Source organism: Microvirga sp. Mcv34 (assembly GCF_024519725.1).
Taxonomy (GTDB): domain Bacteria; phylum Pseudomonadota; class Alphaproteobacteria; order Rhizobiales; family Beijerinckiaceae; genus Microvirga.
Genome location: NZ_JALJRK010000046.1, coordinates 26,891 through 41,059 on the forward strand (window position 1 = coordinate 26,891; position 14,169 = coordinate 41,059).

Annotated in this window: 14 protein-coding genes; 6 read left to right on the forward strand and 8 right to left on the reverse strand. The window is 64.5% G+C overall.

The window, feature by feature from the left end; genetic code table 11:
* Positions 1–114: 114 nt before the first annotated feature.
* Entirely contained in the window at positions 115–849 is a 735-nt protein-coding gene (locus tag OC446_RS20625; RefSeq protein ID WP_410055105.1) for a PhoH family protein, read from the forward strand.
* A gap of 198 nt (positions 850–1,047) precedes the next feature.
* Here the strand turns inward: OC446_RS20625 and OC446_RS20630 are convergent, their stop codons facing one another.
* Positions 1,048–1,626 (reverse strand): cold-shock protein, encoded by a 579-nt coding sequence (locus OC446_RS20630; RefSeq protein WP_262030896.1) that lies wholly within the window; start codon positions 1,624–1,626, stop codon positions 1,048–1,050.
* A 305-nt stretch (positions 1,627–1,931) separates the two neighbouring features.
* Positions 1,932–3,005, reverse strand: coding sequence for a putative zinc-binding metallopeptidase (locus tag OC446_RS20635; protein WP_262030897.1), 1,074 nt, complete (start codon positions 3,003–3,005; stop codon positions 1,932–1,934).
* An 824-nt stretch (positions 3,006–3,829) separates the two neighbouring features.
* Between OC446_RS20635 and OC446_RS20640 the strand changes: the two genes are divergently transcribed.
* The 3 genes from OC446_RS20640 (at position 3,830) to OC446_RS20650 (ending at position 5,118) form a co-directional block, all read left to right on the forward strand.
* Positions 3,830–4,216: a response regulator gene (locus tag OC446_RS20640; RefSeq protein WP_262030898.1), complete on the forward strand. Its 387-nt coding sequence runs from the start codon at positions 3,830–3,832 to the stop codon at positions 4,214–4,216.
* A 154-nt stretch (positions 4,217–4,370) separates the two neighbouring features.
* The gene (locus tag OC446_RS20645) at positions 4,371–4,793 is read left to right on the forward strand and encodes an SET domain-containing protein (protein WP_262030899.1); all 423 of its coding nucleotides are present in this window, start codon (positions 4,371–4,373) and stop codon (positions 4,791–4,793) included.
* Position 4,794: 1 nt separating this feature from the next.
* Entirely contained in the window at positions 4,795–5,118 is a 324-nt protein-coding gene (locus OC446_RS20650; RefSeq protein ID WP_262030900.1) for a hypothetical protein, read from the forward strand.
* 174 nt (positions 5,119–5,292) lie between these two features.
* Here OC446_RS20650 and OC446_RS20655 read toward each other — a convergent pair whose 3' ends face one another.
* The 6 genes from OC446_RS20655 to uxaC form a co-directional block, all read right to left on the reverse strand.
* Complete coding sequence (locus OC446_RS20655) at positions 5,293–6,771, reverse strand: mannitol dehydrogenase family protein (RefSeq protein WP_262030901.1); 1,479 nt, start codon at positions 6,769–6,771, stop codon at positions 5,293–5,295.
* A 338-nt stretch (positions 6,772–7,109) separates the two neighbouring features.
* Positions 7,110–7,952: an ABC transporter permease gene (locus tag OC446_RS20660; RefSeq protein WP_262030902.1), complete on the reverse strand. Its 843-nt coding sequence runs from the start codon at positions 7,950–7,952 to the stop codon at positions 7,110–7,112.
* Positions 7,953–7,957: 5 nt separating this feature from the next.
* Entirely contained in the window at positions 7,958–8,869 is a 912-nt protein-coding gene (locus OC446_RS20665) for an ABC transporter permease (RefSeq protein WP_262030903.1), read from the reverse strand.
* The gene (locus OC446_RS20670; RefSeq protein WP_262030904.1) at positions 8,869–9,954 is read right to left on the reverse strand and encodes an ABC transporter ATP-binding protein; all 1,086 of its coding nucleotides are present in this window, start codon (positions 9,952–9,954) and stop codon (positions 8,869–8,871) included. Before OC446_RS20670 ends, OC446_RS20665 begins: the two co-directional genes overlap by 1 nt.
* 21 nt (positions 9,955–9,975) lie before the next feature.
* Entirely contained in the window at positions 9,976–11,163 is a 1,188-nt protein-coding gene (locus tag OC446_RS20675) for an ABC transporter substrate-binding protein (protein ID WP_262030905.1), read from the reverse strand.
* Positions 11,164–11,216: 53 nt separating this feature from the next.
* Positions 11,217–12,620 carry a glucuronate isomerase gene (gene uxaC / locus OC446_RS20680; RefSeq protein WP_262030906.1) on the reverse strand — a complete coding sequence of 468 codons (1,404 nt, stop codon included), beginning with the start codon at positions 12,618–12,620 and terminating at the stop codon, positions 11,217–11,219.
* A gap of 125 nt (positions 12,621–12,745) precedes the next feature.
* On the opposite strand from uxaC, the gene OC446_RS20685 reads away from it, so the two are divergent.
* Both OC446_RS20685 and uxuA read left to right on the forward strand, forming a co-directional pair.
* A complete protein-coding gene (locus tag OC446_RS20685; RefSeq protein ID WP_262030907.1) occupies positions 12,746–13,474 on the forward strand; it encodes a GntR family transcriptional regulator in 729 nt (242 codons plus the stop codon).
* Positions 13,475–13,542: 68 nt separating this feature from the next.
* The coding region (gene uxuA / locus OC446_RS20690) for a mannonate dehydratase (protein ID WP_262030908.1) at positions 13,543–14,169 on the forward strand (627 nt) is incomplete at its 3' end.

Here is a 14,169-nt window from a genome sequence, read left to right on the forward strand (position 1 = left end):
CCGCCCGCAACGACTCGCCCTCGCAAACAACCTTCTCTTGCAAGTTCCCCCAGACGCCTCTGCGCGGCGCCTGGATAGGTCTCTGTGCGCAGTTTCGAAACCCGGAGTTGGTCATTGAGCAAGCATCATGAGAAGCAGAGACGCAAGACCCGCCGCTCCCATGAAACAGCGCAGGTCTTCGACCTCACCGGATCCAAATTCCAGGCTGAGCGCAGCCTCCCTCCCATCAAACCGCTCAATGCGACACAGGACGATTATCTCGACGCTCTGAAGACCAATGCCCAGGTCGTGGTCCTTGGGCCCGCGGGCACCGGAAAAACCTGGATCGCGGCGACCTACGCGGCGGATCTTTTCCGGCAGCGCCGCATCCGCAAGATCATTCTCACCCGCCCCAACGTCCCGAGCGGCCGCTCCCTCGGGTTCTTTCCCGGCAGTCTCGAGGAAAAGTTCGGTCCCTGGGCCGCCCCGGTCATCGAGGCCATCAAGGAGCGGATCGGCACCGCCGCTTACGACATTGCGGTCAAGAACGGCGATATCGAAATGGTGCCATTCGAGGTCATGCGCGGACGGTCCTGGCGGGACGCCTTCATCCTCCTCGATGAAGCGCAGAACGCCACTCCGGCCGAGATGAAAACCTTCCTGACCCGCATCGGGGAGGATTGCACGGTGGTGATCAATGGGGACGTCAGCCAGTGCGACCTACGGGAAACCTCGGGCCTGCGCACCGTCATTCACCTGATCAAGTCGCAGATGCTCCCTGTCCCGATCATCGAATTCACTCTGAACGAGATCGTCCGGTCCGGCGTCTGCGAGATGTGGGTGCGGGCCTTCGAAGAGGTCCACTGCTAGGCATCGGAACGAGCCCGCTCCCGCGGGTGGTCCCGATGCGAGTTCCATGAGGATCGGCCCCCAAAGCGCACCGCACTTAGGGGCCGGTTTCAATGTCGTCGGATGGCATGCCAAAGGACGTGCGAAAACCCGGGCCGGCCTTCCCCATGAGGAGAAGGCCCCAGACCCGACGCTGTTCACACGAAGAGGCTGGAAGCCTTAAGCGAGTTCGATGGCGCCGACTTCAGGGCCCTTGCGGCCCTCGACGATGGCGACACGGACCGCCTGGCCCTGCTCGAGCTGGCTCAGGCCGGCACGCTCCACGACGGAGATATGCAGGAACAGGTCCTTGCTCTCGCCCTCAACGGACACGAAGCCGTAGCCCTTCACGGAATCGAACCACTTGACGGTGGCCGGAACCTCCGGCGGACCGGCGACGGGCCGCGGGCTGCTCGGACGCGGGGAGAACCCGCCGGACTGGCTGGGGCCACCCGAACGCATGGGCCGGGGACCGCGAGCGCCACGCGGCGGCTCGGGCTCGGCCGTGCTGGCGTCGACGCTCACGATTTCCTGGACCTGCGGTCCTTTCTGGCCTGCACCGACCTTAATGACCAGGGTCGTGCCGGATTCGAGCGCGGAATAGCCCGCCGCCTCGACCTGCCGGACGTGCAGGAAGGCCTCGCCCGATCCGTCGGTCATTTCGACGAATCCGAAGCCCTTTTCAGGATTGAACCACTTCACCCGTGCTTCGGTCTCTGGGCCCGAAGCGGGTGAGCCATAAGATGTCTGCTGCCGCATGGGCCGTTCGTAAGATGTTGGAGGAGCGAAATCGCCCCAGTGATCTTCGGGTTGACCGCCAAATTGACGTCGGCGATCACGGTGATCATTTCCCCGGCCCATCAGGACTGCCTTCTAAAGTCTCAAGTTTCGTAAACGCTATAGGCGTAACGCCCTCAACCATTGAGAGCAAGACGATAACTACTCATACCTAGACATTTCACGCAAGGTCCCAAAAGGGCGTGTCATGCGGTTTGTGGCGGTCCGACGCGAGAATTAAGCCCTCCGATCATCGCCTTGAGAACGCGATGGCGGTCTGCGCCTTCCTATAGGCGCCCGCTCCAGCCGTGGATCCGCTCATGGATGAAGGCCAGCTTGGCGATGACGGGGGAGGCTAGGACGAAAGGATAAAGGTCCGGCTGCCCCATGCTGCGGTTCAGGGAATTGACGGCGAACGTCAGGGGCAGCCAAGCCGCGACCAGCCGGTTCAGATCGGTTTCCCGATGCGGATCGAAATCGATTTCCGCCGCAAGCTCGGATCCCCGGCCGATTTTGGGACGCACTGCCAGTCCGAAAGCGTGGGCCGTTTCGAGGGTGTCGACGATATGGAGATAATGTGCCCAGGTTTCGGCAAAGTCCTCCCAGGGATGCGAGGCCGCGTAGGAACTGATGAACCCTTCCTGCCAGTTCTCTCTGGGTCCATGGGCATAATGGGCCTTCAGGGCCTCTCCGTAATCCTGCCGCTCGTCGCCGAAGATCCGTCGGAATACTTCGAGGCTCGGATCGTCCCGGACGAGCACGTTCCAGAAATAATGGCCAACTTCATGTCGGAAGTGCCCCAAGAGGGTCCGGTAGGGCTCTCCCACGCTGTGACGCCGCCTTTCCCGCTCCGCATCGTCGGCTTCGGCGATGTTGATGGTGATCAGGCCGTTGTCGTGTCCGGTCAGGATCGAGGGGCCAGCGGGGGAGTTCTCGGCGAGTTCGGCCAGGAAGTCGAAGGCGAGTCCCTGCGGGTCCTCGGCCCGCGTCGCCCGAGGCAGGCCGAGCTTCAGCAAGGTGTAGAAAAGCCGCCGCTTGGCGGTCTCGAGGCTACGCCAGCGGATCAGGTTCCGGCCATCGGAGAGATCCGGGACAGTGCGGTTATGGCGGCAGGCCCGGCAATAGGGGTTGGCATCGTCCTCCGGGATCAGCCAGTTACAGGCCTCGTACCGGGCATTGGCGCAGAAACGGAATCCCTTGCTGGGCAGAGCCAAAGCGGTCCAACTCCCGTCCGCCGTCGGCTCCAGGGCGCTGATCTCCTGGATCGACGGGAGGCAGCCGAGCCGCCGGCAGCAGCTCTCGCAACGGCTGTTCTCGAAATAGAGCGGCTGCCCGCAGGCCTGGCATTCGAAGAGCTTCATAAGGCGATCCTGCGGTTCTGCGGCCCATCTGGACCGGGACTTGCCTTTACGGCAACCTTCTGTGAAGCTGTTGGTTCGCAAGGCTTTGCATCGTCATCGGCCTGTCACTGCCCATAATTTAAGCTTCCCGGGAAGCGCCTCTCATTTCATCATGGCGAGACAACGGACCGATGTCCGGGCTCCCCATGAGGAGGGTAACTCATGATACAGATTGCCAAGCAGGCGACCCAGGACGGCACCTTCACGGTGTATCTTGGCGAGCGCCCTGTCGCCTGGGGCCTAACAAGCCAAGCTGCGGACGTTTTGATTCAAAGACTGCGTCGGCACTGACGTCCGATCTCTGATTCATCGGTAGACGGCACCTGCCAGACAGCCCTCGTTCAGAGAGGATCGGGTGGAAGACGATTGGCAGGCGCTGCCACTGCGCATGGCGGGTCACGGATAGGTCCGCCACAGAGTGCTCGACGGCCTCCCCTCGTCCGGCCGCCGTCACGCTACCTTGGGGCAGAGACTCGCTGCCGACATGATTCGCCGCGCCCTTCGACCGCGAGGTTCACCACGGTTGGGAGGCACACGCGCCTCATGGAGCCTTCGCAGCAAGGATTGCGCAGTGCTGCGCACGGAAACACTCCATGAGAACGCATTAGAACCGCAGACACCCCGACTCTTTACTTTCCGTAATCCACGGCATTACGATGCGGGCTCAAGTCATAATAACCTAAGATAGTGATGGCGTACCGAACCATCGACTATAGTTGTTGCAGCTGATTCGTTTTAACGACGCCGCAAGGTGCCATGCAGATGCAATCCGGCTTGGAGGGGCTATGTTCGAGGGTCGCAGGAAGCGGGTCCTGATCGTTGAGGACGAAGCGATGATCTCGATGCTGATCGAGGACATGGTTCTCGATTTCGGATGCGAGATCGTAGGCCCGGCCGCACGGCTCGATCATGCCCTGACCCTGGCGCTTCAGGCCGATATCGACATCGGCATCCTCGACATCAACGTGGACGGCTCGGTGGTGTTTCCCGTGGCCGATGTCCTGCGCTTCCGCGGCATCCCGTTCATCTTCTCGACGGGCTACGATTTCCGCTCGCTACCGGAACGCTTCCGCGACTCGCCGACCTTGTCGAAGCCGTTCTCCTACGACAATTTCGCCGATACCCTGCGTCGCGCTCTCGCCGGAGCGGCGGATTCCTCGGAAGTGGTGTAGAGACCGCCCGCGTGGCGGACGCAATCGTCGCGTCTTCGTGCAAAAGCGGGCATGGGATCTGGAGAAGTTTTCGTTCAGACCCAATTTCATCGCTCCGCGTTTAGCGATACTACACCTGCATGTCAGTACGCGTGCTTCGGAGTCCTCGTCTCCCATGAACATGAAACCCGCAGAAGGACCGTTTCGTATCGGGAGATCCGAAACCGGCCTCGGCCTGTTCGCCACCGACGTGATCGAGAAGGGCACCTTCATCATCGAGTATGTCGGGCCGAAGATCACGAACGAGGAAGTGCAGCGGCGCCGCAATACGCGCTACCTGTTCGAGATCAGCGACCGCTGGACGATCGACGGCTCGCCGCGCTGGAACACCGCCCGCTACATCAATCACGGCTGCCGCCCCAATGCCGAGGCCACCGTGTCGCGCGGCCGGATCCGCATCAAGGCGATCAAGCGCATCAAGCCCGGCGACGAGATCACCTACAACTACGGCAAGAACTACTTCGAGACCTTCATCAAGCCCATGGGCTGCCGCTGCAAATCATGCGAGCGCAAGCGGGCCAAGCAGGCGCGCATTTGAGATGGCAGACCCAGATCATGAAACATGGCTTTTGAACACTGGCGATCGTGTCGTCGCAAAGAAATCTGCCCAGGGTTTTTCATCGCTCACCCCGTTTGAGCGGCTAGTCTACTGTCTCTGGATCATGGATTATGCCATGCGCAATGCCGGCGACCTGATGACGGCAGATGATCTACATCCATCTTTTATGTTGGACGGAAAAGCGGCTGCACAAGCACTCGGCTTGCAGTATGCGATGGCTGCGTTCGAACTTTCCACTGCGGAGCTCGAGCAGAGGTACTTCAGCTTGTTCGATGACATATTGATTGAAGTCCGGTCAGCCTAACGTCCGCTGTATCTCTACGAGTTGGTGTCTCCGCATCAGCACGGACGCGACGACTTTGGTTACGTTAGGAGGAGCGTCGTCTCAGACGAGACGCATGGCGATCAAACGATTTGCCGATAACCCTAGCGCATCGGATGAATCCCAAAAGTGGAAGCCACTTTTGGGTCCGAGGCTCTAGGCTCCTCCGAACTCCGCCACCGTCCGCCGGGCGCCCTTCTCGTAAAGCCACGCCAGATGCGCGGTCACGGGTTGGGTGAAGCGTGGGTCGCTCGGGAGGTCGTCGCCGAAGATCTCGCGGATGCCGAACAGCGCATGGGCTAGGCGCTCGGCGCCGCCCCCTGCCTCATCGGCCAGCTCCCGCAACCGGGCCGCCATGGGATCGCGCACATCGATGGCCGCGCCCTTCTCGTCGATGCCGGTGACGTAGCGCATCCAGGCCGCCACCCCGAGGGACAGGCGCGCGATGGAGGCGCCATCGCGCAGGCGGTCGCGCACCGTGCCGAGGAGGCGCTGCGGCAGTTTCTGCGAGCCGTCCATGGCGATCTGCCAGGTGCGGTGCTTCAGGGCCGGGTTCTTGAATCGCTCGATCAGGGCGCGCTTGTAGGAGGCGAGATCGGCGCCGGGCGGCATGTGGAGCGTCGGCGTGACCTCCTCGTCCATCAGTCCCTCGATGAGCCGCACGAAGGCCGGATCGGCCATGGTGTCGGCCACCGTCTCGTAGCCCGCGAGGTAGCCGAGGTAAGCAAGCGTCGAATGGCTGCCGTTCAGCAGCCTCAACTTCATGTGCTCATAGGGCTCCACGTCGGCAACGAACTCGGCCCCGGCCTTCTCCCAGGCCGGACGCCCCTGCGGGAAGCGATCCTCGATGACCCATTGCGTGAACGGCTCGGTCACGACGGGCCAGGCGTCCTCCACATGCAGAGCCTCGCCGATGCGCTGGCGGTCCTGATCGCTGGTCGCGGGCACGATCCGGTCGACCATGGTCGAGGGGCAGGACACCTCGCTTTCCACGAACCGGCCGAGATCCGGATCGATCAGTTCCGCGAAGCGCGTGAGAACCCGCTTCACCGTGCGGCCGTTGGAGGGAAGGTTGTCGCAGGTGAGCACCGTGAAGGGCGGCACGCCCGCCCGGCGGCGGCGGCGCAGGGCCTCGACGATGAATCCGGGCGCGGAGCGCGGCGTCCGCAGATAGGCGAGATCGTGCACGATGTCGGGATGAGCCTCGTTCAGGGTGCCGGTCGCCGGGTCGTGGCAATAGCCCTTCTCGGTCACCGTCAGCGTGACGATCTTCGTGCGCGGATCGGCCATCGCGTCGAGGAGGTCGTCCGTGGCGCGCGGCGCGACGATGACCCGGCCGATGGACCCGATGATGCGCAGCGCCTCGCCCGCCTGCGAGCGCACGGAAAGCGTATAGAGCCCGTCCTGCGGGGCCAGCGCGTCGAAGGTATCGGGGCTGCGAAGGCTCGCCGCCACGATGCCCCACCGCGGATCGAGGGCGAGCACGTCGTCCGTGTAGACCGCCTGATGCGCCCGGTGAAAGGCCCCGATTCCGAGATGCACGATCCCGGTCGTCACCGCCCGCCGGTCATAGGCCGGCCGCCGGATGTTTTCCGGGAGATCGGCGAGAGAGTCTTCGTTCAAGCGATCCGACATGGTGTCCTCGAGGTCCGGCCTGAAAAGGGATGTGTGTATTCCCCTCCTCCTTGTGGGGAGGGGCTAGGGGTGGGGGTTGTGGGCGATAGTCTATCAAGATGTGGCGTGATTTCACCTCTCCTTGAGGGAGAGGTCGCGCCGGAGGCGCGGGTGAGGGGTTACGCCCTCTCCGGATGGACCTGTACCCCCTCACCCTCGCTCCGCTCGACCTCTCCCCATCCCAAATCGGGTGTTCCCGACTTGGGCTTGCAGGAACGGATCTCGGGAACACCCGAGATTCGGGGAGAGGTGAAGCTGCGGCACCGGCGCGCCTAACTCCTACAGATGATCGCTTTTTCTCAATGCGCCGGCTGCTGCTTCGCCCGGGTGACGATCTGCGTCGGGTTGACGAAGCGCAGGGCGATGATGAGCCAGACCAGGGTCGTGACCATGTAGATTACCGCCATGGCGTCGATGGACTGAACGGCGCGCACGCCCGCGGCGAAGACTGCGTAATAGAGCGCTACCACGAGGGTCTGGCTCGTCGGGCCCGCCACTAGGAAGGTCAGCTCGAACATGGCGATGGTGCGCACGAGCACCAGCAGCAGGGCCGCGAGGATGCCGGGCAGGAGCAGCGGCAGGAGAACGTGCACGAAGAGCTTGAACGTGTTGGCGCCGAACACCCGGGCGGCCGCCTCGATCTTCGGGTCGATCTGCTCGATGAACGGGATCATGACGAGGATCACGAAGGGAACGGTCGGCACGAGATTGGCCGCCACCACGCCCCAGAACGTGCCCGCGAGGCCGGTCTGGTAGAGCACGGTCGCCAGCGGGATGCCGAAGGTGATCGGCGGGATCATCAGGGGCAGCAGAAAGAGCAGGACGAGAAGCCGCTTTCCCGCGAAGTCCCGGCGGGCGAGCGCATAGGCGGCCGTGACGCCGAGGGCGCCGGACACGAACACCACCGCGGCGATCACCTGGAACGTCACGATCAGAACGTCCCAGAGCTGGAACTCGCTCCAGGCGGAGGAATACCAGCGCGTGGTGAAGCCCACCGGCAGCCAGGTGCCGAGCCAGCGAGTAGCGAAGGAGCTCGTCACCACGGTGGCGATCATGGCGAAGAGGTTGATGACGAAGAAGCCGACGAGGAACCAGATGGCCGCCGCCCAGAGCTTGGAGCCGAGTGTCGTGTCGCGGATCATCGGCTTTACCCTTTCGCGCCCGAAGCGGGCCCACGGTAGAACAGGCCGCGCGAGGCGAGCACCGCCACCACGATGGCGAGCTGCACGAAGCCCATGATCATGGCGATGGAGGAGGCCATGGAGTAGTCGTATTCCTCGAAGGCTGCCGTTGCCGCAGCGATCGAGATCACGCGGGTGATGCCCGCGGGCTCGCCCAGCAGCACCGCCGAGGGGAACACCGAGAAGGCCTGCACGAAGGACAGGCAGAAGGTGATGGCGAAGCCCGGCATGAGCAGCGGCAGATAGACGTGGCGGAAGCGCTGCCACGCACTCGCGCCCAGCGTCGCGGCCGCCTGTTCGAGTGCCGGATCGATGCCGGTGACGTAGGAGAGCGTCAGCAGGAAGGTGAACGGAAAGCCGGTGATCACCAGTGAGGCGAAGACGCCCCAGTAATTGTGCACGAGCTTCAGCGGCTGCGAGATCAGCCCGAAGGTCATGAGCGTGCGGTTGAACCAGCCCTGCGGGCCGAGATAGTTCAGGAGGCCCTCCGCGACGAGCACGGTGCCGAGGGTGATCGGCAGGACGAGGATCGTGGTCAGCAGGCGCTGGCGCCGCATGAGGCGCACCCGGAAGGCGATCGGCACCGCGAGCACGAGGTTGAGGAGCGTGACGGGGATCGCGAGCCGGAGCGTGTTGCCGATCGTGTCGTAGAGAAACGGATCGGAGAAGAAGCGCTTGTAATTGGCCAGCCAGTCCCCGCCCGCCTTCGGCTCGAAGGACAGGATGAAACCGAAGGCGAAGGGATAGACGAAGAGCAGGAGGCTGAAGATCGCCGCTGGGATGACGAGCAGGGTCACCGCGTCGAAGCCTCGCGCCGCGAGACGCTGACGCAGGCTCGGGCCGTGCTCGACCGGGGCCGTGGGAGCAAGCGCGTCCATCACTGCCTCCCCTGGATCGGCTCCGCGAAGACGAGAACCCGCTGGTCGTCGGCCCGCAGGTGCACGTGCGATCCGGGCTCGACCGGCTGATGGGAGCGGAACACGAAATCGAGTCCGCCGGCCGAATGGGCCGTGCCGACGAATTCGCGGCCGCGATACTCGATGGTGTCGACGGTCGCCGCGATGGCATTCGGTCCCGCCTCGCCGACCATGAGATCGTCCGGGCGGATGGCCGCGTAGGCGGCGGAGCCGGCCGAGAGGCTCTCGCGGGCGACGCCGCTGATCCGCGCACCTTCCACGTCGAGAACGGCGCGGCCGTTATCCGTTCCCGCCACCTTGCCTTTCAGCTTGTTGCGGAAGCCCATGAAATCGGCCACGTCAAGATGGGATGGCGCCTCGTACAGCTCCTTAGGCGTCCCGACCTGCCGCACCACGCCGTCGCGCAGCACCACGATGCGGTCGGCGAGCGACAGGGCCTCGTCCTGGTCGTGGGTGACGTAGATGGTCGTGGCGCCGAGCTCGTTGTGGATGCGCCGGATCTCCGCGCGCATCTCGAGGCGCAGCTTCGCGTCGAGGTTCGACAGGGGCTCGTCCATCAGCACCAGCGGCGGCTCGATCACGATGGCGCGGGCGATGGCCACGCGCTGCTGCTGGCCGCCGGAGAGCTGGCCCGGCAGCTTGTTCTCCTGGCCCTGCAGGCGAACGAGGCTCAGGGCCTCGTCGACCTTGCGGTCGATCTCGGCCTTGGGCCTGCCGCGCATCTTGAGGCCGAAGCCGATGTTCTGGCGCACGTTGAGATGGGGAAAGAGCGCGTAGTTCTGGAACACCATCCCGAACCCGCGCTCCTCGGGGCGGAGTGTGTCGACCCGGCTCTTGTCGAGCCAGATCGCCCCGCCGGTCACAGGCAGGAGACCCGCGATGCAGTTCAACGTCGTCGATTTCCCGCAGCCGGATGGTCCGAGCAGTGCGATGAACTCGCGCCGCCGGATGGTGAGGGAAACATCGCGCAGAGCGTTGAGCGCCCCGAAGTCGCGGCTCACATGGTCGAGCCGCACTTCGTCGAACTGGGAAAGGGCAATGGTCATCGCGCGTCCTTGTTCTTAGTCTTATTTGCGCTTGCCGCCGCCGACCTGCTCGTCCCACATGCGGAAGGCGACGACCATCTGGTCGGGCTGGAGCGGCAGTTCGATGGGGTTCTCGGCGATCCACTTCTCGTATTCGGGACGGCCGAATTCCTTGATGGCCGCCTGGCTCTCCGGCGGCGCCATGTCGAGGGTGACGCCCTTCACGGCAGGACCCGGATAGAAGTAGCCCTCGTCATAGGTGTAGGCCTGCTGCTCCTTGGTGAGGAGGAAGCTCATGAGGTCTAGGAGCACCGCTAACTTCTCGTTGGGCAGCCCCTTGGGCACGCACATGTAATGGGCGTCAGCCACCCAGTGGAAGCCCTTCAGAGCCGCCACCTTGGCCTCCTTCGGCACGACGCCGAGGACGCGGGGATTGATGTCCCAGCCGGTGGTCGAGACGGTCATGTCGCGAGAGCCTTCGCCGAGCTCCTTCATCACCGCGCCGGTGCCGGACGGGTAATACTCGACGTTCTGGCCCAGCTCCTTCAGGTACGCCCAGGTCTTGTCCCAGCCCTTGGCCGGATCCTGCGGGTTGCTGTCGCCCAGAATGTACGGCAGGCCCATGATGAAGGTGCGGCCCGGACCGGAATTCGCCGGGCGTGCATAGAGGAAGCGTCCCGGATTGGCCTTGGTGTAGGCTAGGAGCTCCTCGGCCGTGGTCGGCACGGTCTTGACCTTGTCGGGCATGTATTCGAGCAGCGGGCCCGACGGGTAATAGGTCACCACGACGCCTTGCCCCTTGGCGAGACCCTGCATCTTGGCCGCGGGCGCGAGGTAGATGTCGTCGAGCTTCGGGAGCGCGTTCGCGTGGGCCGGGATGAGGTCGACCCACAGCTTCTGCTCGATGCCGGCGGAGAGCGCGTCGGTGCCGGTGAGGACGAGGTCGATATCGACCCGGCCCGCATCCTGCTGCGCCTTGATCTTGCCTGCGAGTTCCGGTGCCGTCGCCTTGGTGAAGGTGATGCGCGAAACCAGGTTGGGCTTGGCCTTGCGATAATTCTCGATGGCCTTCTGGGTCAGCGCCAGGTTGCCGGCCACGTCGATGATGTTGAGGGTAACCGGGCTCGTGGGCAGGGTCGCCTGCGCGAAGGCCTTGCCGCCGAGGGTTGCAACGCCGGCGGCGCCGGCGACCCCGCCGACGAAAGTCCGCCTGGTGATCAGGTTCGTCATGTCTTCCTCCCGTTCTGTGCGACATGGCTCTTCATGGCCGGCCATGTCCCGTGTCACAGCTTGTAGGCCTCCTTGGCGAGGCGATAGGCGAGATCGTAGGCCATCTCGTGCGCCTCGTCCTCGTCGAGGCGATGGGTCGTCACGAGATTGGCGAGATAGGCGCAGTCGACCCGGCGGGCGACGTCGTGCCGGGCCGGGATCGACAGGTAGGCGCGCGTGTCGTCGTTGAAGCCGACCGTGTTGTAGAAGCCCGCCGTCTCCGTGGTGAGCTCGCGGAAGCGGCGCATGCCCTCCGGCGCGTCGAAGAACCACCAGGCGGGTCCGAGCTTGAGCGCCGGGTAATGGCCCGCGAGCGGCGCCAGCTCGCGCGAATAGCTCGTCTCGTCGAGGGTGAAGAGGATGAAGGTGAAGTTCGTCTCGTTGCCGAACCGGTCGAGCAGCGGCTTGAGGGCGCGCACGTAATCGGTCTGCAGCGGAATGTCGGCCCCCATGTCGCGGCCGAAGCGGCGATAGAGCGCGTCATTGTGGTTGCGGAATGAGCCGGGATGGAGCTGCATAACCATGCCGTCCTCCACGCTCATCGCGGCCATCTCTGTCAGCATCTGGGCGCGGAACATCTCCGCATCCTCGGGCGTCGCGGCGCCCGTCGAAACGCGGCGGAACAGGGCCTCCGCATCGGCCTGCGAGAGATCGGCCGTACGCGCCGTCGGGTGGCCGTGATCGGTCGAGGTCGCGCCATATTCGCGGAAGAAGGCGCGCCGCGTGCGGTGCGCGTCTAGATAGCCGCTCCAGGTCGTCGTGTCGTGGCCGGTGATCTCGCCAAAGCGCGCGAGGTTCTGCCGGAACCCCTCGAATTCGGGATCGACGACCGGGTCGGGACGGTAGGCTGTCACCACCCTGCCCTTCCAGCCCGATTGTCGGATGGTCTCGTGATGCGCCAGCGGATCGAGCGGGCTTTCCGTCGTGGCAATGGCCTCGATGCGGAAGCGCTCGAACAGGGCGCGTGGACGGAACTCCGGCGCGCGAAGGGCTGCGTCGATACGGTCGTAATAGGCATCGGCATTGGCGGCGGAGAGCCGCTCCGTGAAGCCGAACAGGGTCGCGAAGGTGTGGTCGAGCCAGAGGCGCGTGGGGGTGCCGCGGAACAGGTGATAATGCGACGCGAAGCGGCGCCAGATCGCCCGCGCATCGCGCTCGCCCGGGGTGCCGTCCTTGGCCGGGATCCCGAGATCTTCCAGCCGGACGCCCTGGCTGTAGAGCATGCGGAAAATGTAATGGTCGGGAATGACGAAGAGCGTCGCCGGATCCGGGAACGGCTCATTCTGGGCGAACCAGCGCGGATCTGTATGGCCATGCGGCGACACGATGGGCAGGTCGCTCACCTGCGCGTAGAGCCTGCGCGCCACCTGGCGGGCTTCGGGCTCGACAGGAAACAGCCGGTCCGGGTGGATCAACATGGCGTACTCCCTCGACGCGTCGCCCAGGCCCATTTCACGGCCAAGTTGCGAGCGTCACATAGGGGAAACCTTAAGCCCATCGCCGATCCTTTGCAATGGTCTACTAGTATGGTAGTGTGCCACTTATGACCAATGGACCAGCCCTCGCGAAGCTCGATACCGGCCGTGAACCCATGGCTCGGCAGGTCACGCGTGCCCTCCGCCAGGCCATCGTCAGCATGAGGATCGCACCCGGCGAAATGCTCTCCGAGCAGGATCTGGCGCAGCGATTCGGCGTGAGCCGCTCGCCGGTGCGCGAGGCCCTGATCAAGCTGAGCGAGGCCGGGCTCGTTCGGGTCCTGCCGCAGCGGGGCACGCAGGTGGTCAAGATTTCCCGGGCGGCCGTCGAGGATGCGCGCTTCATCCGCGTGGCGGTCGAATGCGCCGTCGTCCGTGAGGCGGCCCTCAAGGCCTCGCCCGTGATCCTGGCGGAGCTGAACGCCAGCCTGACCCGGCAGCGCCGCGCCCAGCGCGCCACCTCGTCGGACGATTTCATGGCCATGGACGAGGAGTTCCACCGGTTGCTCGCGGAAGCGGCCGGTCGGCCCGCCGCCTGGCGTATGATCGAGGACGTCAAGCCGCAGATGGACCGGGTGCGCTATCTCGACGTGAAGCAGGCGACCCCGCGCCACCTCATCGTCGGGCAGCACGCGGAGATCGTGGAAGCCATCAAGGCGTCCGATCCCATCGCCGCCGAGAAGGCCATGCACCGGCACCTGAGCGAGATCCTGCGCTCCCTGCCCGAGCTCGCCGCGAAGCATCCGGACCTGTTTGAGCCCGAATCCGATGCCCTGCCGCAGGTGCTCAGCGCGTGATCTCAACGACAGAAGACTTCGAAACTGCCGCCGAGTCCCCAGCTCGGCCCATTATTTGAGAGGCAATCATGGAACAGACCTGGCGTTGGTTCGGCCCCGAGGATGTCATCCAGCTTTCCCATATCCGCCAGACGGGCGCGAGCGGCATCGTCACCGCGTTGCACCAGATCCCCTACGGCGTCATCTGGAGCGTCGAGGAGATCGAGAAGCGCAAGGCGCTGATCGCGGCCGCCCCTTCGCTCGGCCTGCGCTGGAGCGTGGTCGAAAGCCTGCCGATCCACGAGCGCATCAAGATCGGCGAAGGCGACCTGACGAGCCTCTTCGACAATTACCGTCAATCCATGCGCAACCTCGCGCAATGCGGCGTCACCACGATCTGCTACAACTTCATGCCGGTGGTCGACTGGACCCGTACGGAGCTGGCCCATCCGCTGCCGGGCGGCGCGACGGCGCTGCGCTTCAACATCCACGAATTCGCGGCGTTCGACTGCTTCATGCTGGAGCGCCCAGGCGCCGAGGCGGACTACGCGCCCGATGTGCTGACCCGCGCGAAGGACTGGCATGTCCGCTCGTCGGAGAGCGACCGGCGCAAGCTTCTCTCCAACATCATGGCGGGGCTGCCGGGCGCCTATGACCGCTACGACGTTCCCGGCCTGCGCGTCATGCTCGACCGCTACAAGGACATCGACGCCCAG